At 57.9% G+C, this 25,090-nt stretch carries 21 protein-coding genes and 1 pseudogene; 10 read left to right on the top strand and 12 right to left on the bottom strand.

Annotation, left to right across the window (positions count from 1 at the left end; all coding sequences use genetic code 11):
* Positions 1–14: 14 nt before the first annotated feature.
* From AK829_RS12570 to AK829_RS12565, 6 genes are all read right to left on the bottom strand, one after another.
* On the bottom strand, positions 15–284 hold the full coding sequence (locus tag AK829_RS12570; RefSeq protein WP_034666257.1) for a hypothetical protein: 270 nt from the start codon (positions 282–284) through the stop codon (positions 15–17).
* The gene (gene nrdF, locus AK829_RS10140) at positions 268–1,293 is read right to left on the bottom strand and encodes a class 1b ribonucleoside-diphosphate reductase subunit beta (protein ID WP_034666259.1); all 1,026 of its coding nucleotides are present in this window, start codon (positions 1,291–1,293) and stop codon (positions 268–270) included. The genes AK829_RS12570 and nrdF overlap by 17 nt, the downstream gene beginning before the upstream one ends.
* 51 nt (positions 1,294–1,344) lie before the next feature.
* Complete coding sequence (gene nrdE / locus AK829_RS10135; RefSeq protein WP_052205721.1) at positions 1,345–3,540, bottom strand: class 1b ribonucleoside-diphosphate reductase subunit alpha; 2,196 nt, start codon at positions 3,538–3,540, stop codon at positions 1,345–1,347.
* A gap of 67 nt (positions 3,541–3,607) precedes the next feature.
* Positions 3,608–4,027, bottom strand: a complete 420-nt coding sequence (gene nrdI, locus AK829_RS10130) for a class Ib ribonucleoside-diphosphate reductase assembly flavoprotein NrdI (RefSeq protein WP_033399510.1) — start codon at positions 4,025–4,027, stop codon at positions 3,608–3,610.
* 146 nt (positions 4,028–4,173) lie between these two features.
* Positions 4,174–4,854, bottom strand: coding sequence for a metal-dependent transcriptional regulator (locus AK829_RS10125; protein WP_022862719.1), 681 nt, complete (start codon positions 4,852–4,854; stop codon positions 4,174–4,176).
* Positions 4,855–5,090: 236 nt separating this feature from the next.
* The gene (locus AK829_RS12565) at positions 5,091–5,228 is read right to left on the bottom strand and encodes a hypothetical protein (protein ID WP_157045350.1); all 138 of its coding nucleotides are present in this window, start codon (positions 5,226–5,228) and stop codon (positions 5,091–5,093) included.
* A 63-nt stretch (positions 5,229–5,291) separates the two neighbouring features.
* Here AK829_RS12565 and AK829_RS12820 point away from each other — a divergent pair.
* From AK829_RS12820 to AK829_RS10115, 3 genes and pseudogenes are all read left to right on the top strand, one after another.
* Positions 5,292–5,417: pseudogene (locus AK829_RS12820) on the top strand (ATP-binding protein); the annotation flags it as partial.
* Between the two features lie 44 nt (positions 5,418–5,461).
* Positions 5,462–5,671: an ATP-binding protein gene (locus AK829_RS12815; RefSeq protein WP_232305727.1), complete on the top strand. Its 210-nt coding sequence runs from the start codon at positions 5,462–5,464 to the stop codon at positions 5,669–5,671.
* Positions 5,672–5,906: 235 nt separating this feature from the next.
* The gene (locus AK829_RS10115; protein WP_052205720.1) at positions 5,907–6,854 is read left to right on the top strand and encodes a restriction endonuclease; all 948 of its coding nucleotides are present in this window, start codon (positions 5,907–5,909) and stop codon (positions 6,852–6,854) included.
* A 74-nt stretch (positions 6,855–6,928) separates the two neighbouring features.
* Here the strand turns inward: AK829_RS10115 and AK829_RS10110 are convergent, their stop codons facing one another.
* From AK829_RS10110 to AK829_RS10095, 4 genes are all read right to left on the bottom strand, one after another.
* The gene (locus tag AK829_RS10110) at positions 6,929–7,129 is read right to left on the bottom strand and encodes a hypothetical protein (protein ID WP_052205719.1); all 201 of its coding nucleotides are present in this window, start codon (positions 7,127–7,129) and stop codon (positions 6,929–6,931) included.
* Positions 7,130–7,131: 2 nt separating this feature from the next.
* A complete protein-coding gene (locus tag AK829_RS12810; protein WP_269745063.1) occupies positions 7,132–7,695 on the bottom strand; it encodes a GTP pyrophosphokinase in 564 nt (187 codons plus the stop codon).
* Between the two features lie 269 nt (positions 7,696–7,964).
* Entirely contained in the window at positions 7,965–12,554 is a 4,590-nt protein-coding gene (locus tag AK829_RS10100) for a DNA methyltransferase (protein ID WP_052205717.1), read from the bottom strand.
* 5 nt (positions 12,555–12,559) lie between these two features.
* Complete coding sequence (locus AK829_RS10095; RefSeq protein ID WP_052205716.1) at positions 12,560–15,421, bottom strand: DEAD/DEAH box helicase; 2,862 nt, start codon at positions 15,419–15,421, stop codon at positions 12,560–12,562.
* 230 nt (positions 15,422–15,651) lie between these two features.
* Between AK829_RS10095 and AK829_RS10090 the strand changes: the two genes are divergently transcribed.
* Positions 15,652–15,990 carry a hypothetical protein gene (locus AK829_RS10090; RefSeq protein WP_052205715.1) on the top strand — a complete coding sequence of 113 codons (339 nt, stop codon included), beginning with the start codon at positions 15,652–15,654 and terminating at the stop codon, positions 15,988–15,990.
* Between the two features lie 397 nt (positions 15,991–16,387).
* Here the strand turns inward: AK829_RS10090 and AK829_RS10085 are convergent, their stop codons facing one another.
* Positions 16,388–17,845 carry a DUF5129 domain-containing protein gene (locus AK829_RS10085; protein ID WP_083439925.1) on the bottom strand — a complete coding sequence of 486 codons (1,458 nt, stop codon included), beginning with the start codon at positions 17,843–17,845 and terminating at the stop codon, positions 16,388–16,390.
* A gap of 152 nt (positions 17,846–17,997) precedes the next feature.
* On the opposite strand from AK829_RS10085, the gene AK829_RS10080 reads away from it, so the two are divergent.
* From AK829_RS10080 to AK829_RS10055, 6 genes are all read left to right on the top strand, one after another.
* Positions 17,998–19,134, top strand: coding sequence for an ABC transporter ATP-binding protein (locus tag AK829_RS10080; RefSeq protein WP_052205714.1), 1,137 nt, complete (start codon positions 17,998–18,000; stop codon positions 19,132–19,134).
* Between the two features lie 84 nt (positions 19,135–19,218).
* A complete protein-coding gene (locus AK829_RS10075) occupies positions 19,219–20,430 on the top strand; it encodes a DUF4032 domain-containing protein (protein WP_052206506.1) in 1,212 nt (403 codons plus the stop codon).
* A 53-nt stretch (positions 20,431–20,483) separates the two neighbouring features.
* On the top strand, positions 20,484–21,812 hold the full coding sequence (locus AK829_RS10070) for an ABC transporter substrate-binding protein (protein WP_052205713.1): 1,329 nt from the start codon (positions 20,484–20,486) through the stop codon (positions 21,810–21,812).
* Between the two features lie 105 nt (positions 21,813–21,917).
* Complete coding sequence (locus AK829_RS10065) at positions 21,918–22,763, top strand: carbohydrate ABC transporter permease (RefSeq protein WP_052205712.1); 846 nt, start codon at positions 21,918–21,920, stop codon at positions 22,761–22,763.
* Between the two features lie 3 nt (positions 22,764–22,766).
* Positions 22,767–23,681, top strand: a complete 915-nt coding sequence (locus tag AK829_RS10060) for a carbohydrate ABC transporter permease (protein WP_052205711.1) — start codon at positions 22,767–22,769, stop codon at positions 23,679–23,681.
* Positions 23,682–23,701: 20 nt separating this feature from the next.
* Complete coding sequence (locus AK829_RS10055) at positions 23,702–24,319, top strand: MusI family membrane protein (RefSeq protein ID WP_456297646.1); 618 nt, start codon at positions 23,702–23,704, stop codon at positions 24,317–24,319.
* Here the strand turns inward: AK829_RS10055 and AK829_RS10050 are convergent.
* Positions 24,316–25,023 carry a hypothetical protein gene (locus AK829_RS10050; RefSeq protein ID WP_157045348.1) on the bottom strand — a complete coding sequence of 236 codons (708 nt, stop codon included), beginning with the start codon at positions 25,021–25,023 and terminating at the stop codon, positions 24,316–24,318. The genes AK829_RS10055 and AK829_RS10050 overlap by 4 nt on opposite strands.
* Positions 25,024–25,090 lie beyond the last annotated feature (67 nt).

Below are 25,090 nucleotides of genomic sequence, written 5' to 3'. Positions count from 1 at the left end.
GTAGGTACGTGCGATCAAGGGAGAAAAGGCTTGCAGCCAAAGGCAGGCGGTGGCCCGGCGGCGTGGGCGGCAGTAAGAAAGTTATCCACTTTGTCTTCTTCATGGCGGAAGTACAGTTCGATGAGTCCTAACAGTCCCCCGAGGACGGCCTCCCGTGCGGCGGACGTATCCAAAAGCCGCATGGCTGCTGGTTGGTTTCCTTCGCGGATGGCTTCAAACAGCGCGATGGTCTCAAGCCAGCTTCCTTGGTCTGGTCGTGGAAACGGTTTAGAAATCCCAGTCATCATCACTCGTTTCTTCAGCGGTGCCAATGACATAGGAGGAACCGGAGCCGGAGAAGAAGTCATGGTTTTCATCTGCTCCAGGTGCTAGGGCAGCGAGGATTTCCGGGTTCACTTCCGTTTCTTCAGGTGGGAAGTAGTCCGGGTAGCCCAAATTCATGAGCGCCTTATTGGCGTTATAGCGAACGAATACAGCTACATCATCCATGAGCCCCAACGGCTCATATAGCTCGCCGGAATAATCCAGCTCTAGGGCATAAAGCTCTTCGAGCAAGGAAATAGTGAAATCATGCATCTCCTGTTGCCGTTGTGGAGCAGACGTTTCCAGTCCGCGCTGGTACTTGTAGCCTGAGTAGTAACCGTGCACTGCCTTGTCACGCAGAATGAGGCGAATCATGTCTGCCGTATTTGTCAGGGTGGCGTGGACGGAAAAATGCAGGGGAAGATAGAAACCCGCGTAGAGAAGCAGCGAGGAAAGCAGCGTCGATGACACTTTGCGCTTGAGTGGATCGGGTCCAAAATAATGAGTGAGCACTTTTTTGGCGCGTGCCTGGAGAAGGTCATTATTCACCGCCCAGCGGTATGCCTCATCAATTTCTTTCGTACTGCTCAAAGTAGAAAACACTGAAGAGTAAGAACGGGCATGGACTGATTGCATGAAGGCGATGTTGGTATACACGGCCTCCTCGTGCTCGGTGCGGGCATCTTGGATCTGACAGATTTCGCCCACAGTGGCCTGGACGGTGTCCAGGGTGGTGAGTCCCGTGAACACCCGCATGGTGAGGTTGCGTTCCTCCGGTGTCATCCTCTGCCACGCCGGGAGATCGTTTGAAAGTGGAACCTTTTCTGGCAACCAAAAGTTGGCGGTGAGGCGGTTCCACACTTCAAGATCCTTCTCATCGCTCACCCGATTCCAATTGATGGCGCGGATGCGGGCTGAAGGGTCATGCCGGTAACTTGGCGGCGTAACTGAGATGCTGGTTAGCTCAGCAGTGTTTGATGTTGAAGACATAGCTTCTTTCTTTCTTGATGGATGGTTGTGAATGAAGGAAGGACCGTGTTCCTACAGAGCACAGGAAACGCAGCCTTCGACCTCGGTTCCCTGGAGTGCAGGTTGGCGTAAACGGATGTAGTACAAGGTCTTGATTCCGGCTTTCCAGGCATAGATTTGTGCCTTGTTGATGTCCCGCGTAGTGGTGTCAGCGGTGAAGAACAAAGTCAGGGAAAGCCCTTGGTCCACGTGTTGGGTGGCCATAGCGTAGGTGTCGATGATTTTTTTGTACCCCACGGTGTAGGAGTCATCGAAATACTCCAAGTTGTCGTTGGTCATTTCCGGTGCGGGGTAGTACACGCGCCCCAAGCGGCCTTCCTTGCGTATTTCAATCTTGGAGGCAATCGGGTGTATGGACGCGGTGGAGTCATTGATGTAGGAAATTGATCCAGTGGGTGGAACTGCCTGCAAGTAGGCGTTGTAGATGCCGTCTTGCATCACTTGGTTCTTGAGCCGTAGCCAATCCTCGCGTTGAGGAATCTGCACGCCAGCCTCATGGAATAGCTGTTTTACGTGGTCAGTGGCCGGCGCCCAGTCTTGGTCGATGTACTTGTCGAAGTAGACGCCAGTGGCATAGGTGGATTCTTCAAAGCCAGTGAATCGTTGACCTTTCTCAACCGCTAGCGCATGGGATGCACGGAGCGCATGATAGGTCACGGTCAGGAAATAGATATTTGTAAAGTCCAGTGCTTCGGCGCAGCCATAAGGAATACGCTTGGAAGCCAGGAAACCGTGGAGATTCATTTGGCCCAACCCGATGGCATGCATGGATGCATTACCGTGAGCGATGGAAGGAACAGCTTCGATATTTGTTAGGTCTGAGACCTTCGTGAGAGCGCGCACCGCGGTTTCAACAGTTTCCCCAAAGTCCGGTGATTCAAAAGCTTTAGCGATGTTGAGCGACCCTAGATTGCAGGAAATGTCCTGGCCAACGGTGGTGTAGTTACCTGAGGCGCCGTAGGTGGATGGCGTGTTGACCTGGAGGATCTCACTACACAGATTGGACATATTGATATGTCCTTTGAGGGGATTAGCGCGGTTGACCGTATCCTCAAAGAGTATGTAGGGGTATCCAGATTCAAACTGAAGCTCAGCCAGCGTGGTGAAAAACTCGCGGGCCTTGATAGTCGTATGAGAAATTCGCGGATTGGAAACCAGCTCGTCGTAATACTCGGTGATAGACATGTCAGACATGGCTACGCCGTACTCGCGAGCGATGTCATACGGGCTAAAAAGATGCATATCCTTGTTCTCTTTGGCCAGCTGGAAGGTTATATCTGGAATAACAACTCCCAGCGAAAGAGTCTTAATGCGGACTTTCTCATCGGCATTTTCCCGCTTGGTATCCAGGAAACGAAGAATATCTGGATGGTGCGCATGTAGGTAGACGGCTCCAGCGCCCTGTCGAGCGCCCAATTGGTTGGCATAGCTGAAGCTATCTTCCAGAATTTTCATGACTGGGACTACGCCGGAAGCTTGGTTCTCAATCTTTTTGATTGGGGCTCCGGATTCGCGCAGATTGCTCAGTAACAAGGCCACACCACCGCCGCGTTTTGAAAGCTGCAGTGCAGAGTTCACGCTGCGGCCAATGCTTTCCAAATTGTCTTCGATGCGAAGGAGGAAGCAGGAGACCATTTCGCCACGCTGGGCTTTTCCTGCGTTGAGAAAAGTAGGGGTGGCGGGCTGGAAGCGTCCGGTCATGATGTCATCCACCAGCTTCTCCGCAAGCTCTTCATCGCCCTGTGCAAGGTACAAAGCTGTGGTGGCGACGCGTTCTTCGTAGCCTTCCAGAAATCGCGAGCCATCAAAGGTTTTCAGTGCGTATGAAGTAAAGAACTTAAATGCGCCGAGGAAAGTGCGGAACTGATGCTTGGCTCGGTGGGCTCTGTCGTACATAGTGCACAGAAAATCGTCATCATAAAGCTCAAGGAATTCCCGCTCGTAGTATTCGTTATCAACCAACCACTCCAAGCGCTGCTTGGTGGATTCAAACTGATGCATGCGGGGAGTGACATGGTGCGCTAAAAAGTCTTGTGTTGCCTCAATGTCCTTGTCGAACTGGATTCTTCCCGAATCGTCGAATAGGTTCAGCTGCGCGTTGAGTGCATGGTAGCTCTTGCGCTTACCGACACCGCCGGCATCGTCTGCTGAAGCGGTGCGGGGCGTAGGGCCAATGGGCTGTGTGGGGGTGGCCTTAAGTGGCGGCATTGTGGTTTCCAATCTGTGTGTTGCGGATGTGGTCTTCATTTTGTGGGAAATCAATGGGGTGTAATTGTTAGTTGCTTTGCTGCTCCCAAAACTTGTGAAGGCCCTGCTTTACAGCGGCAACGTCCTTCTGCGTGCCGAGTAGCTCGAAGTGATACAGCTCTGGAACGTGGCACTTAGCGGAAATGATGCGGCCGGCGACGCAGTAAGCGCTTCCGAAGTTGGTATTGCCTGAGGTAATCACGCCCCGGATAAAGGAACGGTTGATTGGGTCATTGAGGAAGTCGATGACCTGTTTGGGGACTGCGCGTTTGAGCGAGCCACCGCCGTAGGTTGGAACGATGAGTACGTACGGGTGTGAAACCTGGATCATTCCGGTTTTCTTGGGCCGCAGTGGAATGCGCACTGCGGGTCTATCTAAGCGTTCGACGAATCTTTTTGTGTTTTCAGAAACGCTAGAAAAGTACACCAAATCTGGTGAGTCTGACATGACAATCCTGCTCATCCTGGCCTTAGCCATAAGTGGGATAGGTGATGATCAAAAAGATTAACTACGTACTACCGTAGTTGCAAACTACGCCGCACCGTAGTTTTTGAAAGGGCAGGTAGGGACAGGATTAATGAGAAAGGGAAAGACTACAGGCTGTGGTGTGCTACAAACACTGCGTCCGTAGCTGGGCGCCCAAGTACTACCCACTGAGTACTGTCGGCTACCTGTACTTCGAGCGATTCTGAAAAGGGCGTTCCTTCGCGCGTGGTAAGAACAGCCCCAATGACGATGCCTTGCTCTTTGAGGAAGGCCAGCAGTTGTGGGTCGGAATCAGAAATGCGTTCCACGGTCACCTGCGGTTGTGCGCCGCTGTCGGTGAGACGGTGCGCACTGGGGATAGTGACCTGTCCATCAACCGTAGGGATAGGGTCGCCGTGTGGATCCCTAGTGGGGTAATTGAGGAACTTATCCACGCGCTCTATGAGCATGTCAGACACCGCGTGTTCAAGATTTTCGGCTTCATCATGGACCTCGTCCCACGTATAATCCAATGCTTGAACCAAAAAAGACTCAAGCAATCGGTGGCGGCGCACCATGACCAATGCGTACTGCCTGCCAAGTTCGGTTAACTCCACAGAGCCATAGGGCGTGTGTGACACGAGCCCTTGCTTCGACATTTTGCGCACTGCATCGGAGACCGAGGAGAGCTTGAGTCCCAGCTGTTTCGCTATAAGTGTGGCGGTAACGGGCTCGGATGACCATTCCTTTAGCCCCCAGATAGCTTTCAAATAGTTCTGGGTACTGGTGGACAGCTCAGAAACAGACATGAGTAAATGTTAACCCAGCTTCCGTATGCGCCTTAGGCGCTGTGCCCCAACGCTCATAGCGAACAGAGGCCAAATTCTTTTGAAGAGGCCTGCGGAGTGTTTTGAGGAATTCTATTCCTCTTCGTGAGGAAAATATGCGTCAGACTTGGCGGCTCCCGCGTTTCCAGATTGGGGAGGACCTCAGGTGCGATTGATGTGAGGCTGTTGTACTTTCGCGGCGCCCCACAATCACCTCCCTACATCGCCGGGTTGTTGACCAGGATGCGGTCTACCTGTTCGGCGAGGTCCTGCTGGGTGGAGTCGAAGGCGGCGGGCAGGTCACGGTCCGTCTGCTCGAACGCTTCTTGGTCGTACTTGCCGGTGGCCAGTTTCACCTCCCCCTCCGCTTGATCGAGGAGCTGCTTTAACCGCGTCAGGTTGAGTTGGTAGACACCGTCGTGCTCTACGCGCTCGATAAAGAAGTCGCGGCCAAGCGTGAACGACGAGTCAACAAGTTACTCAACACATCCCGATCGCCAAATCTCGATGCATGTATCGAAGACATCACCTACACACCCGGCCGCAACCTCAATAAAGAGCAAATCACCAGACTCGCCCACTGCCAATGGTGTCAAAAGCACAAAACATTGTCATCCTCGGCAAATCATCCGTCGGAAAAACCTACCTGGCCCAAGCACTGCTTACCGCTGCCTGCAGAAACGACTACTCTGCTCGTTTCTTCCGCACCGATACACTGGCCAACAAGCTCATGGTCCTGCGCCAGGATGACACGGCACGCATGGAGTTTCTTCAAGACCTACACCCCTCTTACTGCTGAGTCCTGCCAACAAAAAGGACTAGCCGCCTCCCCATACGGATAGGTCGACTAATCGTAATGGATTGAGGGTTAGCTCCCGCATTCACAACGTACACCGACGGGGCAGTCGATCGGACGCGACGGAATCTGCCACCAAGCCTTCAAGTGTTCTGCTTCACCGCGAAACTGACCTCTCTGAGCAGATCCTGTTTCGAACGCTCTGTCTGCTTTTAAAGGTTAAGTACAATCTCCAGACATGAGTCTGGGTGAGCAGCCTTTATCGTTCAGTGAGCTAGGAATGCCTACACACCAAGAGTTGATAACTCCTGTACTTCGAGCTGTTGAAAAGTTGGGCGGCTCTGCGAAGGCCCGTGAGATCACGGAAAACGTGATTGACGAAATCCCTAATGCGGATCACCTGCTGGAAATGACGTACCCCGCCAGACCAACAGCGCCGGTATTACCTGATCGCATCTCATGGGGTCGTTCTACCGCCAAGCTCATCGGCGCGCTTAAGCAGCCATCCCGAGGCGTATACATCCTGACTAATCTCGGCGAAGAGCTTCTCGCCGCCACTGAAGAAGATGCTCTACTCCGCGTTAAGGAGCTCGACCGGATCTACAACCGCGAACAACGCTTAGCTAAACAACCTAACCAGGCGATCTCGGATGATGAAATCGAGAGTGAGGATCCTTCACCAGAGGTTCTAGCTGAATCGATAGAAGATGACACCGATTCTTCTGCAACATGGAAGACGCAATTGTTGGCACGTCTCCATCGACTTTCACCGGATGGTTTTGAAAAGTTCGTCATATATCTGCTCCGACGATATGGACTTGAACTAACACATGTCGGTGGAACCGCTGATGAAGGAATTGACGGTATCGGGACTGCACCTTTGAGCCCCGTGCTTTCATCTCGCGTTGCGGTACAAGTCAAAAGATATGCGCCAGACGGCAAGCCCATTGGCCGTGAAACTGTTGCGCTCTTTCAGCGCGATGCACAGACCGCCGGGGCTGAACGGGCAATCTTGGTCACTCTAAGCCGCTTCACAGAGCCAGCCCGCCGTGCGGCGATAGCTGCCACACCGACGGTTGATCTCATCAACGGTGACCGTCTTGCCGAGCTGATCAGAGAAGACGGAAACTCAGGCGTTACTTTGCAGCCCACAGTGCAGGAAGACTGGTTCGACCAATTCGATTGATCTCGAAGCGCCTAATTCCAGATCACGCGGAAAGCTGCATGACTACACAGCAAAGAACTTAAGTGTCTGGTGGGTTAAACTCCTGAAAAATAACGGGAATGAGACACCCGCAGGTGGTCTTCGCTCTCACTAGCCACTGCGACAATCTCGAGGTCAGGATCAGTGTTAAGACGGTCTAACCGAAGTCGCTCAGCAGTAGCTTCACGCAGAGAATCAAATTCTTCCAGCGCCATCATGCCGGTTTGACGTTGATACTTAATCAAATACGCAGTCACCGTCAGCTCCTTCCTCCTGCACGAATTCGCGATTCCTTCAGGGTTTCATGAATGCGATCAAGTATGCCATATACATCAGCTTCTAACGCATTAACCTTAGCTTTCAATTCAGGTTGCCCTTCATCGACTAGGTCTTCAACCTTCTTTACCAAGGCCGATAGTTCATGTAACTCCGCAGTTATTTCTTCCGCCCCAGCCGGGATCGAAAAACCTAATTCATGGAGGTATCGGATGTCTCGGCCATAAATATCAGCAGCCTCTTCATATAGGTTCGCCCACTTAGACTGCAACGCTGATCGGATCTGCATTTCTGCTCTTCCTAGGTCGGATCGAATATGCAAGTGAACTGCACGATATCCGGAATGAGAATCCTCTCGGAGATCTCGAACATCAACCCTCTTTGCCCCCTCAAGCAAGAAGGCATTCTTGAACGCTTCCGCGACCTTTGTTTGCTCCGTCAACGTCAAGGAACAATCGAAGCGGAAACCCGCAATATCCTGGATGTTTGAGAGAGGCGTAGTCTTCATTCGCCGCAGCTTCTGCAATAAGGATGACGTTGACTTCACTCGACCGGATAAAACATACGTGTTCGACCCTGGCAAAACCGCAGCGCTTGTACCAAGTTGCAATGGGAGAAGAAAACTACTCACAGTTTCTTCGGCGATCTGCAGCAGATCCGATAGAAACACCGAGTTGAAATCGAGAAATTCGTCTATCGGCTCTTGGCTAAATGGCTCACCGTCCCTCCACCGGCTGCCTTCTCTATCAACTGCGCTCTTTCGGTATGGTCGGTTCCCTGTGAGACGTGGTTCTCCGTCCGTTAGCGAACTCACGTCTACACCATCCCCTCAAACCGCGCGTACGCTTCCCGCATATCCGCCTCGCGGTCCAGCTGCCTGAACGGGTACTCGTACACGTACTCCACACCCGACTGCGGATGCGTCCACGTCCGCTCCGTCTCCGACAACTGTGCGCCGTCCTTCAGCTTCGCGTCCGCCTTCACAATCTCCTTGGGCACTTTCCGACCATTCGCATCAAATCGATCCTCCTGGTCGTATCGACGCATCACCGGGAACTGAGTCCTGTAAATCATGCACAATGCGTCCGCCGTCACACCCAGCGACAGCGCCACAATCGCATCAATCTCAATCTGCGCCGCGCGCCGTTCCTCGTCCTTGCGCAAAGGCGTATCGACGTCCCACCTCTCACCCATAATCTCCTCCCACAGAGGCGCGTATGCCTCGGTGAGACAGTTCAGGCGGAGGTAGTTCTCACGGAGCTCATCCCTAGCCACATGAACCCCTAGCGGGAGCCCCTCCACCAAGGGATAAGACATCTCACTTGCTCCGGTCGATCGGGCCCAGAAATCACAGATAAGCGACGACATTGCAGCACCGACTACAGATGTCTTACTTGTGTTACTTACAACCGCCGCGGAATGCACCGGGTGGACATGTTTAGCCCCTGGTGGAATCAAAGCCGGGTAGAGCGTTCTGAACCCTGTAGTTGCAGCCATCCGACGCCAGGCAACTCGGTAGAAGGCACTTGAAGACTCTTTGACCCCATCCCCATTCCACTTTGGATACTCCCCATCGTAGGTTGATCGAGTGTCTCGATCCGGCTGGTAGGCCGTCGCGGGAATGAAGTCGGCAGGCATTGCCTCAAGGTCGATCTCAGACCAGTCTTGGTTGTGCTTCAGCGTCGGATTTGGTTGTTTGATCATCGGTGTTGCAACACCTAGGTGAGGACCTTGGAGGATGACGTCATCCCACGATTCCGGGTGTGCCCAACCAGTTTCGAAGTATCCAGCCTTCTTATCTGAAGTCTCATGCCAACCAGCGGAGAACTGTAAACCGAGCTCGCGAATACGAGGAGCAGCAGCAAGCTTCTCCAACACCGCGGCTGCTTCAGTATTCACGGTGTAAACCATCCGCGATTCGAGCGCAGGCACCGAGTCGTCTTCCAGGATCGAGTGCCAAACCTTCAGCGTGTCAAGATCAATCGCCTGTACACGGTCCCTGTGCGGACGGAGATCCCACTGGTCATTGTCGTCTTTGAATCCGGGGAGGTCGCCTGAACCGTCATGTCGCAGTGATTCAACCACTGTTGTTGGATGGTACAACGATGCAGCATGTTCGAAACACGGTTTTAACTGTTCAGGACCATAGACATGGATTCCGTATCGAACGAGATCATGCACATCGAACAGGAACAACGAGTTAATGAACTGCCAGTGTCGCCGCAATCGCAGGTACGCACCCCGGCGTAGAGGAGCGGCCTTCTTCTCAGTGAAGTGCGACTCGGGGTGGATGAGTGACGTCGTGCCTTGATTAGACGCGTTCTTCCACGTCAGTTCCATGAACCCGCGGTAGAGATCCGGCTGCTGACCAGTGAGGTGTGGGTAACGGCTGACGTCCGATAAGACCGCGGATGTACATAACGACTCCGATAGGCCGCGGTAAATAACCTCTTTGACCGCAGCATTGTTGTTCCATCGCTCGCGGCGTTCGTTCTTCTGTGCCTGCGTCGGCTTGTGTGCAAGAGAGAACCACGGGTCGGCCTCGGAATACAGTGAGTCAAGATCTGCAGTCGGTCGCACCCACGGCGGGTTACCCACCTGCAGGTCGAACCCGCCACGGGCGAAGACGGCGGCGAAGTCGAGGTCCCAGTGGAAGAAGCCCTGCTCGGATGCGACTTGCTGCACGGTTTTCAGCCACGGGTGGTTTTCCAGCACGGTGGCCATCTTCGGTGCGCCAGAGAACTCGATGTCGGCGCGTTCCATGACGATCAGTTCGTCCCAGTTTGACCCCTTGCCCAGCTGGGTTTGGTGGCTATCGCGGGAGGTGGTGTCCTTGCCGAGGATGTCGGTAAGGGTGGCGATCCACTCGTCGATATCCGGCAGTTCCTCGGTGGCGGTCAGTGGCCAGAACGTCAGGGCGTTCCAGGCATCCATGACCAGGCGAAGGCGCAGGTAAGCACCCTCTTCGTTGTGGAGGAGCTCGCGTTCGATCTGCTCACGGCGCACGTTCTTGGCGGTGTGCTCGGTGTCGCGACCCCAGATGTCGATGTCGCGTCGGATCTGGTCCTCCGCGATGCGCATCTTGAACAGCGTGATCGCCCACAGGGACTCCACGCGTCCGGCGAGCGCGGTGAGTTTCTTGGTCTGCTCCTTGGTTGGTGCCTTGCCGGTAACGGACCTGCGCCATGCCTTCATGGCGGTCTGTTCGTCCTTGGCCAGCTTCTTCAGATCCTTCGCATCTGCGGCAGCACCCCAGGTTGCAGAGGGCAGCAGGAATTGGTGGATGCGGCCGGCAGCGTTGTGGTCGCGCTCGGAGGCGTCGATAGCTTGTGCAAGATTTTGCACCGACTCCCGGCGCGGGACTGCCTTGAGCCACTCGCGCTTTTTCAACTGCGCGGTGGCGTACGTAGACCGCAGCGCACCGATAAATGAGTTGCCGCGGCGCAGGTGCAGGCCGAACCACGGGGCCTTTAACTGGCTGGTCATGGTGTCGAGCCACAGGGAGATCTCTGCAAGTTCCACGGCGGTGGGGTTGAGGTCCACGCCGTACACCTGGTGCAGCGCGATGTGGGCTTTGACCTTTTGTAATTCGACGGCGCGCTGCTCCGGCTCGACCTGTTTGTCGAGTTCTGTCTCGCGCAGTTTGAGGTAGAGCTCTGCGAGTTGGCGGACGGCTTCAACGGCGAAGGCGCCGGAGCCCATGGCGGGCTCACAAATAGTCAGGCTGAGCACGTCCTCGGAGGTTTTGATGCGGCCTTCCTCTTGGAGGACCTCAATAGCCTGGCCAACAGTAAACTCGGTAAGCACCTGCGGGGTGTAGAAAGATGCGGAGCGTTCACGGTCACGGCTGGACTGGCGGAACACGAACGAGCCGGCCGGGTGTTGGCGGCGAACCTTAGCGGTGCCGCCTTCTTCCTGCTGCTGCGTCTCCATGACGAAGCTGTCCTGCGGGACTGAGTCTGCGCGCTTGACCGGCAGCACCCAGGAGCCCTTGGAGGCGTCGCCCTTCGGGGCGACCTCATACAGGTCTTCTTGCGCGATGAAGCCGTGGTAGGACATCAGGCCCTCATAGACCTGACCAAGTTCCGTCACGCCCAGGGTGGCATACGAGATGAAGCCGCGGTCCTTGCCGGCAGAAACCTTGGACAAAAGAAGGTTTTGCAGGACTTTGGTCAGGGCGTCGTTGGAGAGCTTCGTGGCGTCTATAAGCCAGGTGCTCTCGCTCTTAAACAGGTCTGCCTCAAGGTTGCGGAAGGTTAGGCCCTCATTCGGTGCATCCTGGTCAGCGGTGGGGGAGTCCAACGGATCATGACCGTGGTTGACCTGGGTGAACAGCAGCTGCAGCGAATCATAAAGGTGCGTGCCGTGGCGGGCCTTGTCTGTCACCGGGGGATCCAGGATCTGATCCCGCAGACGGTCCAGCCCGTAGCCGTCCACGTACTCAGGCGTGCCGGTGGGCAGGATCGCAAGCTCCGGGGACGCCTCCGCGAACAGGAGGAACAGGATGCGGTAGAGGTAGCGCAGCGACTGGCGTGCCAAGTCATTGCCATCAATCGTGTCAATGGGCAGGTGCTGTTCGCGGCGGCGATCAAGCACGTCATTGCCAATGATCTCGATGGACTCACGCACCGCATCACGCAGATCACCAGAGACCTTCACGGCGTGCTGCTGGGACTCTTCGCGCGTCTGCGTCCACCAGGTGGTGCCGTCTGCGGCGCGCTCTAAGTTCTCACGCGCGAGGATCACGGCGACACGCTCCAGCTCGCCGGCCTTCTTCGTGTCATTGCGCTCCACCGCCAGCTGCAGGTTGATGGCAAGGTAGCGGCCAAGCGGCCAGGTCTCGCGCTCTGCGAGCAGTACCCAGGTGCCGGCGATGACCACGATGAACTCTGGCGGGTCCTGGGACAAGAAAAGGTCACCGATCAGCTTGGACACCATCTGTGGCTGCGGGTCCTTGCCCTCTACGGTCACCCCACCCTGGACAGGAAGCGTGATCAGGGTGTCTTCGGAGACGTCTTGGGCTTCTTCGGCCCCTTCTGCTTCTTGTGCTTCGGTGCTGAACACTATCAGGGTGCCGGCGTTGCCAACCCAACCCTGGTAGGCGAGCTGCTCACCTGCGCGGGTGTAGTGCTGTGTGCTGGGAGCGCCGAAACCGAAGGCTTTGCGCACGAGCGTGTCGGTGACATCCGCGTCCGCGTTGGTGGCGAATGCCCGCTGCAGCTCACCGCGCTCCTGCTGGAAACGCTTCACCGGGGAAAGTGAGCCGCTTTCCTCTTCAAGCGTTGCCCACTCCTTCGTGCGGGCCTTAACGCGTTTGGTGAAGGATTCGCCCTTGGTCTCATCGGTGGTGAAGTAGTGGTCACTGATCCACTCATCAACGTTGAGAATCGAATCATATGCAGCCATGGTGTTTACGCCTCCTGCGGCAGGATAAGTACGAGCGGGCGGATCAGTTCACGGTCCGGCTCAAGCGAAGTGATGAGTGCTTTTTCTTGATCAATGAGGTTGGCAGAGCGACCCACGCGAGCAGTCTTGGTCACGTCCGCCTTTGCCTGATCCCAGTTCTGGGCGCGCTGCACCCAGTAATCAATGCGACTCTTTGCATGGGTTCGTGCGGCAGCCATCATCGGTTGCAGCTGGCCACTGGCCACTTGGACTGACTGTGCGATCAGCTCCTGGGCGTTGTCCGGCAGAGTGAGCGTGCCGGGGTTAATGGCGTCCTCTGTAAGCCCGATACTGCGCAGCCATGCGATGGGGTCCGGGACGTCCTGCGGGATCATGCCGTCCATCACGGCAACGAACGCGCGGGAAACAACTTGGCCGCGCTTGTTGGTCAGGGTTGCCATGAGCAGCACGGTTGGTGCGGGCACGTCGCCGGTGATTGCGGTGATCTGGCCCGAGGAAAGGGAGGCAAGCGCGCGGTCTGTCGCCCAGTCCGTCACCGGGTGCAGGGGACCGAGGAAGTGGGCCTTCGGCCACGTCGAGCCATCTTGGCCCGTGCGGGCGCGGCGCATCACCTCATTGCCAATGTCAATGTTGGTTGCCAGCTGGAACCGGTCGCGCACCTTACGATCTGCCAGGTAATCCTGCGGCAGGATCTCCAAGCGGCGGCGCAGATCCTCCGGCGGCGTCAGCTCAGCCACTTGGTTTTGGTAGCGCACGTAGCCCACACCGTTGGCGGCAAGCTCCTTTTCCGGGGCGCCGTGGAACGCTTCGCTCAGCGCGTCTTCGAGGTACGCAATCTCAGAGGTGTAGAGGCTGTTGGTGGTCGCTTCGGTGGATGGGGCGTAGACGTCTTGGGCTTCGTTGCTGTCGTCTTCGCCGAGGTCCGCACCGAAACCGGCCAGGATCTGGTCGATCAGCTCAGACTCTGACAACGCGGGTTCCTCGGTGATTTGGGTGGGGGATTTCACGACATCGTCGAAAAGCAACTGGCTCTGGATGACCTTCCTGATCTCATCCTCCTCACCCGCAACGCTGTGCTTACCAATGAGCGAGCCGACATCGCCCAGAATCGCGTGCGCCTCGTGCTCGCGCTCAATGAGCTTCTTCAGCACGTGGAGTTCGCCGACGTGACCGCCCTGGGCGGTATCCAGGAGGAGCGCGGTGATCTGCGGCTGAGTGGTCTGGCCGTAGCGATCTACGCGGCCGTTGCGCTGCTGGATGCGGATCAGCGACCACGGGATGTCATAGTGAATCAGGTTGTGGCACAGGGTGTGGAGGTTCACGCCCTCAGACGCGACGTCACCGGTGATGAGGACACGGAGTTTGGAGTCTTCGCGCTTGAACTCATCTACAAGCCTCATCTGCTCCTCATCCGACAGGCCGCCGTGCATGACCTGCACCGCTTCCTTGTTCAGCTTCATGTCTTTAACCAGGTTCTCCTGCAGCCAATGCAGCGTGGCCACGCGCTCCGAGAAGATCACCACGCGCGTGTCACTGTTCTTGGCCACGCCGATCTCCTGCAGCTGGCGCACCAGTGCTGCGTACTTGTTGGAGTCCTGGCGAGTGACTTTGCTGTTGAGTGTGCGCAGGCGCTCAAGGGCCTCACGCTGAACGGTGTCGCTGCTGGGGACGCGCTTGAGGCGGTTAGCAATGGTTTCATCGAGAGCGGCAGGCGAAGAGAGGAACGCCTTGACCAACGTCCACGGAAACAACGTGCCCTGTGCCGGACTCTTGCCGTTTTCCGGGTGGATCCAGGTGCGCTCAAGCTCACCGGTCACGGCGTTTTCCTCGTTGGACGCCTCCACCAGAATGTTCTTCGGCTCCTTGCGCTCCGCCCACTTCTCACCAACCACGCTGGCCACCTCATCGCTGTGACGGTGGCGGCGGATAAGCAGACGGTTGACGGCTTGGGCGTCAATGGTGCCGTCCGGCATCACGGCTGTGGGATCCAGCAAACGCAGGATCTCCTTGAAGGACTCAGGATCACCATTGTGCGGTGTTGCCGAAGCCAGCAGGAGTGCCTCCGTTGTGGGCGCAAGCGTGCGCGCCAACTCATTGTTCAGCGTGCCCACGTTGGTGGCGTTATGGATCTCATCCATCACCACCACATCCCAACGCACCTTCTCCAACTGGGCGCGGTACTTGTCAGACTTCAACGTGTCCAGCGAAACAATCACGCGGTTGAAGTACGTAAACGGGTTACGGCTGGCCGGCAGAATACGGCGGACGCGCTGGATACCCGCGGAGTCCAGTCGCACCAGCGGGATGGCGAAGCGGGACCACATCTCCTGCTGGAACTGCTCCATGATGTGCTTCGGCGTGACCACCAGGATGCGATCCCCACGGCCACGACGGATCAGCTCCGAGAGGATCATGCCGATCTCAAGCGTCTTGCCCAAGCCGACGGCGTCCGCGATAAGCACGCGGGGGCGCAGGTTGTCATCAGAGAGCGCCTTCTTTACCGCTGCCAGCTGGTAATCCAGCGGATCCATCAACATGTCCTCGGCAACACTGAGGTCCTCTTGGTACAGCGGCACCGGCGTCTGACGCAGCGTGGTCTCCAACCACAGGCGCGTGGTGCGGAAGCCAGGGGAGTGGTCCGCGACGACCTCGACCTTGGCAGGGTCAAACACTTCCACCTGGTCGATCGCGGTGTAGAAGCTCGCCGTGGTGTCGCGCACGTAGTCCGAAAGACCGCGGACTTTAAGCAGGAAGCCGTCAACGGACTTGGTCACGCTAGTAATCAGCCACAGCTCATCGCGGACCTTAACCATGAGGCCTGGAGCGTACGCGGTGTTCGTACCGGCGGTGTTCGTGGGAGAAGGCATACCGGAAAGAGTACTGGGCAGGTGGCACAAGCACAGGTGATTGCCAGCAAGGTTGTTCTAATTGGGTGCTGGTTCGGTGCTGGGGGAGCTTTTTTGAATTGCGGCAGCATGTTGCCAAACCGGGGATAGTTGCCGCAATTGCTTAAGGCGTCTGTTTGAAGCGTCCGCCCGGGGGAGTCGCGGTAAAGTCAACGGCGTTCCGTTTCCCCTCTGCTGAAAGACAAAAAATCATGAAGAAGCTGATGGGCGCTGCTGTTGCTGCCTCCCTGGTATTCACCCCTGTAACCGTCGCGCCGCAGGCGCAGGCGAAAGTCTTTACGCCGCCGGTACGGACGACGAAGAAGGAGGATTGCCAGCCGAACTGCTACGTCATCGAAAAAGATGGCATTCACTGGAAGAACGATCCGAAGAAGACAAACACCGCTGGTACCCAGAACAACAAGCAGGACAACAAGTCCAGCTCTGACATCGGTACCGCTATTGGTGTGATTGTCTTGCTGGCTCTGTTCCTGCCCATCATGGCGTGGTTCAACCCTTATAACCCGAACGGTAGCTTCGCCAACGCATAGCTAAAGCGCGCTATTTCCGCTGGTCAGAGCCTGCAAGAAAAAAGTTTGGCTAAGGACTAGACAAGAAATGTAAGGCGTGTGTATAGTTTCTCTTAGCAGGTTCTCTCGCCCACGGTCCAACCCCCCCGTGACCGGATGAGCGCTCACCCACCCCCCCCCATTTTAGAGCGCGAGTGGCGAGGGGACCTGCTCTTCGTTTCTCAGACAGCATCCCCAAAGCATCCCTCAAGCTTTAAGCGTGGGTAGTTAGGGTTAAACATCGGAAAACAAAGGTCGGATAGGCACCGCCTAGGGCCTGAAACGGCGCTATCCGATGTTTCCAATCCGATGTTTGGAGGCGGGCTGGGGCGGCGGGTTATAGGACGTGGGGGCGTCGGCAAGCGAAAAGCCCCAACACCTAGTACGAGCTGGAACCACCCGCACCCGAAAAGCCCGAGCTGAAGCCCGTGTTCGCGCTGAACGAAGACGAAGAGGAAGACTGCGCCGCCTGGTGGGCCTCCACATTCGAAGAATGCCAGCTGGTCAACGCCACGTACGGGATGTAGTTGGAGTAGATGTAGCCAGGATCCGTAAGGCGCGGGGCGTAGAGCTTGTTGTACTCCTTCACGTCCGAGAACTCGCGGCGCTTGATCTCCGGGATGAGCTGGTTGTAATCAGAAAGAATGCGGGTGAACTGGTCCACAAACTTCGGATAATCCGGGTTCTGGTCCAGGTAATCCAGGCCGCGCTCCAACTTGGCCAGCTCGCGCTTCAGCTCCTGGTCCTTGATCTGGCGGCGGGCCTTGATCACGTCCGTGCGCACCTCATTAATAATCACGGCGCGCTCAGCCGGATCGCCCTGCTCAACCGCAAACAGGCGGTTGATGTTCTCCTCCGCGTTACCCGTGTCCTGCACGGTCTCGGCGAACTTGGCCAGCTTCTTGTGGTTCTCCCACGCCTGGCGGTCCGTGCCCACCTCCAGCTGCATCGCGTCATGCATGCCCAGGAAGCGGTCGCGCACCTCCTCCCACTGCTTGCGTAGCTCCGCGTTAGCAAACGCACTAGACACGGAGTTGGCGCGAATGTCCAGCTCATCAATGCGCTGGCTCAGGCCCGTGAACTCGCGGCCAATGATCGCATGGTTCTCGCGGGCTTGAGCGATTGCTTTGCGGCGCCTATTGCGCCCACTCGCAGCAATCGACCCACCCACAAGCGTTACGCCACCGGCTGCGGCGCCAAGGCCGATGCCAGCGGCTGCCTTGTTGCCGGCGGCGCTGTCAACCGGGTAGTTCTGCGCGGCATCAATGTCCATGGCAAGGTCCGCGCCGGCGAAGTAGCCGGCGGGGATGTTGTCATCCCTAAGCCCCGGCTTCATGGCCTCCAGGGCGTCCTCCAGGCGCTCGCCGGAACGCAGGTAGAGCTGGTCCGCAACGTCCTCACCGGCAAAGATGAAGTTGTTGCGGCCTTTGACGTCGGTGCCAACGATCAACATGCCGTCCGCAAACGTCTTCTCCAGGATCTGGTCCGGGAAGTTATCGCGCAAGAAGATCTCCACCGCGTCGTTGACGTTCTCGCGGCCCTCATCCAGCGTGATGAAGTGGAGCCTCTTCACCGTGTCCGGGTGTTGGAGACGCTCCACATCACGCAGCAGGCGCGCCTCATCTTCCGCCGGCATCACATCCGAGGGGTCCGAGATCTCCACCGCGGGCGCCTCTGCCTGCGTGGCAATTACCACAGGCTCAGGCGTATCCGGCAGGGCGTAGCCCACCGTGCCGCCAATGCCGCCCAGCAAGGCAGTCAGGCCTAAGACGGCAGCCCAGTCCTTGCCCTTCGTGCTTCGAGATCCGCGGTATCCCTTATTGTTATCCGGATTCATGGCGGCCATGGTACGCGCGGATGCGGGCTGGGCAGGGTGGGAGGGCAGCGTTAGGCGTCGACAAGCAAAAAGCCCCTGCGCACGTGTAACGTTTGAGCTGTACACCCCACAACGGATCGTTCGGCACGTACCTGCCGATGGAGGAGAACACTATGGCAACCGTGACCTATGACCAGGCCACCCGTATTTACCCCGGCGCGGACAAGCCCAGCGTTGACCGCCTGAACCTGGAAATCGCAGACGGCGAATTCCTCGTGCTCGTCGGCCCGTCCGGCTCCGGCAAATCCACCGCACTGCGCATGCTCGCAGGCCTGGAAGACACCAATGAGGGCCGCATTCTCATCGGGGACAAGGACGTGACCAACGCCAGCCCCAAAGAGCGCGACATTGCCATGGTGTTCCAGAACTACGCCCTCTACCCGCACATGACCGTGCGCGAGAACATCGGTTTTGCGCTGAAGATTGCGGGTATGGACAAGGGCGAGATCAACCGCCGTGTGGAAGAGGCAGCGGCAACGCTGGACCTGACGCAGTACCTGGACCGCAAGCCGAAGGCCCTGTCCGGTGGCCAGCGCCAGCGCGTGGCCATGGGTCGTGCGATTGTGCGTGAGCCGCAGGTGTTCCTTATGGACGAGCCGCTGTCCAACCTGGACGCCAAACTCCGCGTACAAACCCGTACCCAGATTGCTAACCTGCAGCGCCGCATGGGCGTGACCACCTTGTACGTCACCCACGACCAGACCGAGGCGCTGACCATGGGCGACCGCATCGCCGTGTTGAACTTCGGCGTATTGCAGCAGGTAGGCACCCCGCGTGAGCTCTACGATCACCCGGATAACGTCTTCGTTGCCGGCTTCATCGGCTCGCCCGCCATGAACCTTTCTACTTTCGACGTGGACCCGCAGACCCGCACCGCGCGCATTGGTCAGGCGAGCATCCCGCTTGACGACGCTACGCTCAACGCCCTATCCGTGGAAGACAACGGCCAGGTGATCCTTGGCTTCCGTCCGGAATCGCTGGAGCTGGTTGGCGCGGATGAGCCGCACACGATCCCGGTTGAGGTGGATTTTGTGGAGGAGCTGGGCTCTGACTCCTACGTCTACGGCCACCTGGCTGGCGGCGGCTGGCGCGAAGCCGGCCTGGAGGAAGGCCGTGAGGGTGCTGCGAGCGACCAGATTGTGGTGCGCACCCCGCCGCTGTCCGGCGCGAAGAAGGGCGACGTTATCCACGCTCGCATCAAGGAGGGCGGCCTGCACGTCTTTTCCAAGGCGACGGGTCAGCGCATCTAGCTTCTTGCTGGTTTAGCTGGTTTAGCTGTGTCTCTGGAGAAGCTGAACGTAGTTTCTCCAGCGTATGCGCCGACGCTGCTCACCATGCCGTGGTCGGTGCCGCTGGAGGAATGGGACTCAGACCTGCTTGCAGCGCTGCCGCGCGGTATTTCCCGCCACACGGTCCGCCTGATCGCCGCCGATGAGTTGGTGTTTGCGGTCAAGGAGATCGGTGAGTCTGTGGCGTACCACGAGTACCGCATGCTGCGCCGCCTGCAGGAATTAGGTGTGCCGTGCGTGGTGCCGGTGGCGGTGATCACCCACCGCGTGGATGCGGACGGTGAGCCGCTGACGGCCTGCCTGGTCACCGAACACCTGCGGTTTTCTTTGCCGTACCGCGATCTGTTCTCCCGCGAGCTCGCCCCGTACACCGTGAGCAAGCTGATCAGGGCGCTTGCCGTGCTCTTGGTGCGCCTGCACCTGGTCAACTTTTACTGGGGGGATGTGTCGCTGTCGAACACGCTGTTCCGCCGTGACGCAGACGAGTTCCTCGCCTACCTGGTCGACGCGGAGACCGGCGAGTTCCACGAACCGCTGTCCAAGGGCCGCAGGCTTTACGACGTTGACGTAGCCCGCGTCAACATCATCGGCGAGTTAATGGACCTTCAGGCCGGCGGCATGATCGACGAATCCATGGACGTGATCGCCGTGGGCAACGAGATCGAACGCAACTACCTGGAGCTGTGGGACCTGATGACGGGTGACCTCTACGTCCAGGGCAACCAGGCGTTTGACGCGATCAGTGAGCGCGTGGCCAAGATCAACGCGCTTGGTTTTGACGTGGGCGAGATGGAGATCTCCAACGAGGGAGACATGCGCCGCGTCCATGTCCAGCCGGCGGTGTTCTCCACGGGCTTTAACCGTAGAAAATTGCAAGCCCTGACCGGCCTGGACGTCCAGGACCGCCAGGCGCAACGGCTGCTGGGGGAGATGGAGGTCTACCGCGCCGTGCGCTACGGCGGCAAACTCCCCTTGGAGGCGGTGGCGCATCGCTGGATGGTCAAGGAATACGAGCCGGTGGTGAGCCTGATCCCGCCCAAACTGCGCGAGAAACTCGAACCCGCCCAGATCTTCCACGAGATTCTGGACCACCGCTGGTTCATGAGCCAAAACGACAAGCGTTTCGTCCCGCTTGCAGAGGCCGCCGAGTCCTACTTCGACCACGTCCTGCCCACCCACCGTGATGAAGCGATGGTCTACCGCGGGGAGTCTGCACCGGATAGTGACGCATCACACAACTGTTTTGATGGGTATTGACATGTCACTACACTGGTAAACGTACGACGTTTCCCTTAGTAGAAGGACGACTCATGAATAAGATCAGTCGCGTACTTGCCACCACGGCAACTGCAGCACTGACCGCTACCAGCCTCGTTGCCTGCGGTGGCAGCGGCGGCGAAGCCGGCCCAAGCGTGTACTTCCTCAACTTCAAGCCGGAGCAGGATGCGGCTTACCAGCAGATTGCAAAGGAATACACCGAAGAGACCGGCGTTCCGGTGAAGGTGGTTACCGCCGCCTCCGGTAAGTACGAGCAGACCCTGCGCACCGAGGTGTCCAAGTCTGACGCCCCGACCCTGTTCCAGATGAACGGCCCGACCGGCTTTGAAACCTGGAAGGACTACACCGCTGACCTCGGCGACACCCAGGTTGCACAGCAGCTGAACGAGGACGTGACCCCGCTCGAGGGCGAGGACGGCACCGTTCGCGGCGTCCCGTTCGCTGTGGAGGGCTTCGGCATCCTCTACAACGAGGAGATCCTGGACCAGTACTTCGCACTCCCGGGTGCGGCAGTCACGTCCGTGGATGAGGTCACCAACTTCGAGTCCCTGAAGGCTCTGGCTGAGGACATGCAGGCCAAGAAGGACGAGCTGGGGATTGACGGCGCGTTTGCCTCCACCTCCCTTGCCTCTGGTGAGGACTGGCGCTGGCAGACCCACCTGGCCAACGGCCCGATGCACTACGAGTTTGAGAACGTGGGCGACCAGAACACCGCCGACGTGACCTTTGAGTACAACGAGGAGTTCAAGAACCTCTTCGACCTGTACCTGCAGAACTCCACCGTCCAGCCGTCCCTGGCACCGTCCAAGGCAGTGAGCGACTCCATGGCTGAGTTCGCACAGGGCAAGGCCGCCATGGTGCAGAACGGCAACTGGGCATGGAGCCAGATCGCTGAGGTCAACGGCAACGTGGTCAAGGAAGACAAGATCAAGTTCATGCCGATGTACATGGGTCTGCCGAATGAGGAGACCACCGGCATCAACGTTGGTACTGAGAACTACTTTGCCGTGAACTCCCAGGCTTCTGAGGAGGACCAGCAGGCGTCCAAGGACTTCCTGGACTGGCTGTTCACCTCTGATGCGGGCAAGGAGCACGTGATCAATGATCTCGGCTTCATCGCGCCGTTTAAGAACTACGGCCCGGAGGACACCCCGGCTGACCCGCTGGCAAAGCAGGTTCAGGCTGCGATTGCTAACACTGAGGTTTCCACCATCCCGTGGGACTTCCAGTACTTCCCGTCGCAGCAGTTCAAGGATCTCTTCGGTGGCAACCTGGCACAGTACGCGTCCGGCAACATGGAGTGGTCTGACGTTGTGGCCAAGTTCGTCGAGGACTGGAAGGCCGAGAAGCGCACCAGCTAAAAGCTGGGTAGCGTAAAAGCGGATCACACGTTGTCGTCGATAAGCGACAGCCCGTGGTGAGGGGATACCCCCTCACCACAACCCTCCCGAAAGAGGCACCTACGCATGCAACAGTCTTTGAAAAAGTATTTCCCAATTTTCGTTTTGCCAACGTTGCTGGCATTCCTCATCGCATTCCTGGTTCCGTTTGTGATGGGTTTCCTGCTCTCGTTCACCAACTTCACAACCATCACCAACGCAACGTGGGTGGGGTTGGACAACTACGTACAGGCGTTCAACGCCCGAGAAGGGTTCGTGCGATCCTTCGGGTTCACGGCGCTGGTATCCATCGTGTCCATCATCACGGTGAACGTGTTCGCATTTGCCATCGCGTGGGTGCTCACCCGCAAACTTAAAGGAACTAACTTCTTCCGCACGATCTTCTTCATGCCCAACCTGATCGGCGGCATCGTGCTGGGCTACACCTGGCAGTCCATGATCAACGCGGTGCTGGCCAAGTACGGCACCACGATCGTGTCTGACTGGAAGTTCGGCTTCGCCGGCCTGGTCATCCTGCTGAACTGGCAGCTGGTGGGCTACATGATGATCATCTACATCGCCGGTCTGCAGAACGTGCCGCCGGAGCTGATCGAGGCCGCCGAGCTGGATGGCGTAAGCAAGTGGGAGATGCTGCGGCACGTGACCATCCCAATGATCATGCCGTCCATCACCATCTGCCTGTTCCTGACGCTGTCCAACACGTTCAAGCTGTTCGACCAGAACCTGGCGCTGACCAACGGTGCGCCTGGCGGCCAGACCGAGATGGTGGCACTGAACATTGTGAACACCATGTTCAACCGCGTCGGCGTTGAGGGCGTTGGCCAGGCAAAGGCAGTGATCTTTGTGGTTGTTGTCGTTGTCATTGCAATGTTCCAGCTCAGCACCACCCGTCGCAGGGAAGTGGAGGCATAACCCATGACTACCAGCATTCAAGCACCTGAAGCTTCGGCCAAGAAGGCAACGGATAAAGCTCCGGTTAAGGCCTCGGAGGCGCGCGTCTCCGGCCCGGCGAAGACCCTGATCTACGCCGTGCTGCTCTTCCTCACCGTGGTGTTTTTGGGCCCGATCTTCTTCATCCTGCTCAACAGTTTCAAGCAGAAGTTCTCCATCTCCAACAACCCCTTCGCGTTGCCGCTGGGGGACATGTGGGCTGGGTTTGAGAACTACATCACCGGCATCCAAGGCGAAGGCTTTGGCATGGCCATCGTGTGGTCGTTTGTGATCACGATTCTGTCCGTGGCCGCGATTGTGTTCTTCTCCGCCATGACCGCCTACTACATCACCCGTGTGAAGACGTGGTGGACGTCCGCACTGTACTACATGTTCGTGTTCTCCATGGTCATCCCGTTCCAGATGGTGATGTTCCCAACCGTGGCCATCGCGGACCGCCTGGGCCTGGACAACCCGCTGGGCATGGTGGTGTTGTACATGGGCTTCGGCGCTGGCCTGTCCGTGTTCATGTTCGCGGGCTTTGTTAAGTCCATCCCGCTGGAGATCGAAGAGGCCGCGGTTATCGACGGCTGCTCGCCCCTCACCACCTTCTTCCGCGTCGTGCTTCCCATGCTGAAGCCGACCGCGATCACCGTGGCCATCCTGAACGCCATGTGGGTGTGGAACGACTACCTGCTGCCCTACCTGGTCATTGGCCTGTCCACCCCGTACCGCACGATCCCGGTTGTGATCCAGCAGTTCGTGGGCTCCCAGGGCAACCGCGACATGGGCGCAATGATGGCGATGCTGGTGCTGGCCATCATCCCGATCATCGTGTTCTACATGTCTGCACAGAAGCACATCGTTGAAGGTGTCGCCGCAGGTGCAGTGAAGGGCTAACTCGGGCTAGCCTTAAAAGGGTGTTCCACCCAGAGTCCCGTTTCATGTCCGCCGTCACGCTGATGGCGGACATTGTCATTCTCAACATGTTTTTGGTGGTCGCCTGCCTGCCAGTAGTCACGGTGGGCGCGGCAGTACGCGCGGCCAATGTGGTGGTGCGCGAGATGGTCCAGGGCGTCGGCTCGCGCTACTGGCTCCGCTTTCTTCGCCAGCTCACCTCCCACTGGAAACCCGCCACCGCCTACTGGTTCCTCCTCGTTCTCTTGCTGGGTCTGCTTGCGTACCAGCAGTTCGTGGTGTTCCAGGCCGGCGTCTCCGGCTTCGCACTCACGCTCATCCAGGCCCTCGCTTTGTCCGGCCTATTCCTCATCGCGGGGGTGACGGTGTGGTTCTACGGCCTCGCGTCCTCCCGTCCGGCGCCTTTTGGGCCTTTGCTTATCGACGCCACGTTGTCCACCCTCCGCCACCTCCCCCATACCCTCGGCGCGGTCATTGTCCTGGCGGCAGGGGTGTGGGGCGTGGTTGCGCTGCCGATCGGGTGGGCCGTGCCCTTGACGGTGTTCCTCCTGCCGGCGCTGACGATCTACGTCATCCGCCTGATCATCGCGGGGCCGCTCGGGGAGAAGCTGGACGCTTAGAACGGTTCGGCGACGGTGCGGGAAAGGACGACGGCGCCTGCGTCGATACGCTCAGTGAGCGCGTTCTCAACCGCCTCGGGGGTGTCTCCGGTGAGGAACCAGCCGGTCCAGGTGGTTTTGCCGGGGGAGAAGAGGCCGTCGCCTTTGCCGATGATGTTGAGTGTGGCGTCGCGAAGCCAAAGGGGCCCCACGAGTTTGGTTTGCTCCGTGCTGTCACTTTCGGCGAGGTTGGGTTGGTACGCCACGGCGTGCACGTGGCCAATAAGCTCCTGGTACAGCGTCTCCGCTGTGGCCGCGTTGTGCTCCGCACCCAGGTAGATGACGGTGATCAGTGACATCGCGTCTGTTGGCGCGTCACGCACCCGGAAATCCGCAAGCCCGCCAAGAAACGCCGGGTACGCAGTCGGCTCGGTGGGGCCTTCGAAGAAGAAATCCTCCACCGCCTCATCACGATCCGTCGTGACAAAATCCACCAACGCATTGAGCTCATAGAGCTGCATGGTTTCCGGGGCGGGCAGGTTGTCGTAGGCGGCTTGGCAGCGCAGGTCCCACAGGAAGAACTCGCTGTCAATCGGGTGCGGGCTTGGAGAGATCGCAACAACCTCCGCGCGACTCATAGCCACGCGGGCGCGGTAGAGCTCATACGCGTCGGCGAGGTCGTGCTCGTGAGCGACGAAGTGAGTAGAGACGATCTCATATGCCATGTGCGCCAGCGTAGCTGCGGTGTAGTGCTGGGGGAGCTTTTTTGAATTGCGGCAGCATTCTGCCAAA

Source organism: Corynebacterium riegelii, assembly GCF_001263755.1.
Lineage (GTDB): Bacteria > Actinomycetota > Actinomycetes > Mycobacteriales > Mycobacteriaceae > Corynebacterium > Corynebacterium riegelii.
The sequence above is the reverse complement of the archived record's forward strand: the minus strand, read 5'-3'. Positions and strand labels throughout refer to the sequence as shown.

Excerpts from the sequence above, each read along its gene's own strand:
- AK829_RS10085 (WP_083439925.1), bottom strand. The coding sequence starts at position 17,845 with ATGAATCCGGATAACAATAAGGGATACCGCGGATCTCGAAGCACGAAG.
- AK829_RS10090 (WP_052205715.1), top strand. The coding sequence starts at position 15,652 with ATGAAGAAGCTGATGGGCGCTGCTGTTGCTGCCTCCCTGGTATTCACC.
- AK829_RS10070 (WP_052205713.1), top strand. The coding sequence starts at position 20,484 with ATGAATAAGATCAGTCGCGTACTTGCCACCACGGCAACTGCAGCACTG.
- nrdF (WP_034666259.1), bottom strand. The coding sequence starts at position 1,293 with ATGTCTTCAACATCAAACACTGCTGAGCTAACCAGCATCTCAGTTACG.
- AK829_RS10050 (WP_157045348.1), bottom strand. The coding sequence starts at position 25,023 with ATGGCATATGAGATCGTCTCTACTCACTTCGTCGCTCACGAGCACGAC.
- AK829_RS10115 (WP_052205720.1), top strand. The coding sequence starts at position 5,907 with ATGAGTCTGGGTGAGCAGCCTTTATCGTTCAGTGAGCTAGGAATGCCT.
- AK829_RS10065 (WP_052205712.1), top strand. The coding sequence starts at position 21,918 with ATGCAACAGTCTTTGAAAAAGTATTTCCCAATTTTCGTTTTGCCAACG.
- nrdE (WP_052205721.1), bottom strand. The coding sequence starts at position 3,540 with ATGCCGCCACTTAAGGCCACCCCCACACAGCCCATTGGCCCTACGCCC.
- AK829_RS10095 (WP_052205716.1), bottom strand. The coding sequence starts at position 15,421 with ATGCCTTCTCCCACGAACACCGCCGGTACGAACACCGCGTACGCTCCA.
- AK829_RS10080 (WP_052205714.1), top strand. The coding sequence starts at position 17,998 with ATGGCAACCGTGACCTATGACCAGGCCACCCGTATTTACCCCGGCGCG.
- AK829_RS10100 (WP_052205717.1), bottom strand. The coding sequence starts at position 12,554 with ATGGCTGCATATGATTCGATTCTCAACGTTGATGAGTGGATCAGTGAC.
- AK829_RS10075 (WP_052206506.1), top strand. The coding sequence starts at position 19,219 with ATGCCGTGGTCGGTGCCGCTGGAGGAATGGGACTCAGACCTGCTTGCA.
- AK829_RS12570 (WP_034666257.1), bottom strand. The coding sequence starts at position 284 with ATGACTGGGATTTCTAAACCGTTTCCACGACCAGACCAAGGAAGCTGG.
- AK829_RS10125 (WP_022862719.1), bottom strand. The coding sequence starts at position 4,854 with ATGTCTGTTTCTGAGCTGTCCACCAGTACCCAGAACTATTTGAAAGCT.
- nrdI (WP_033399510.1), bottom strand. The coding sequence starts at position 4,027 with ATGTCAGACTCACCAGATTTGGTGTACTTTTCTAGCGTTTCTGAAAAC.
- AK829_RS10060 (WP_052205711.1), top strand. The coding sequence starts at position 22,767 with ATGACTACCAGCATTCAAGCACCTGAAGCTTCGGCCAAGAAGGCAACG.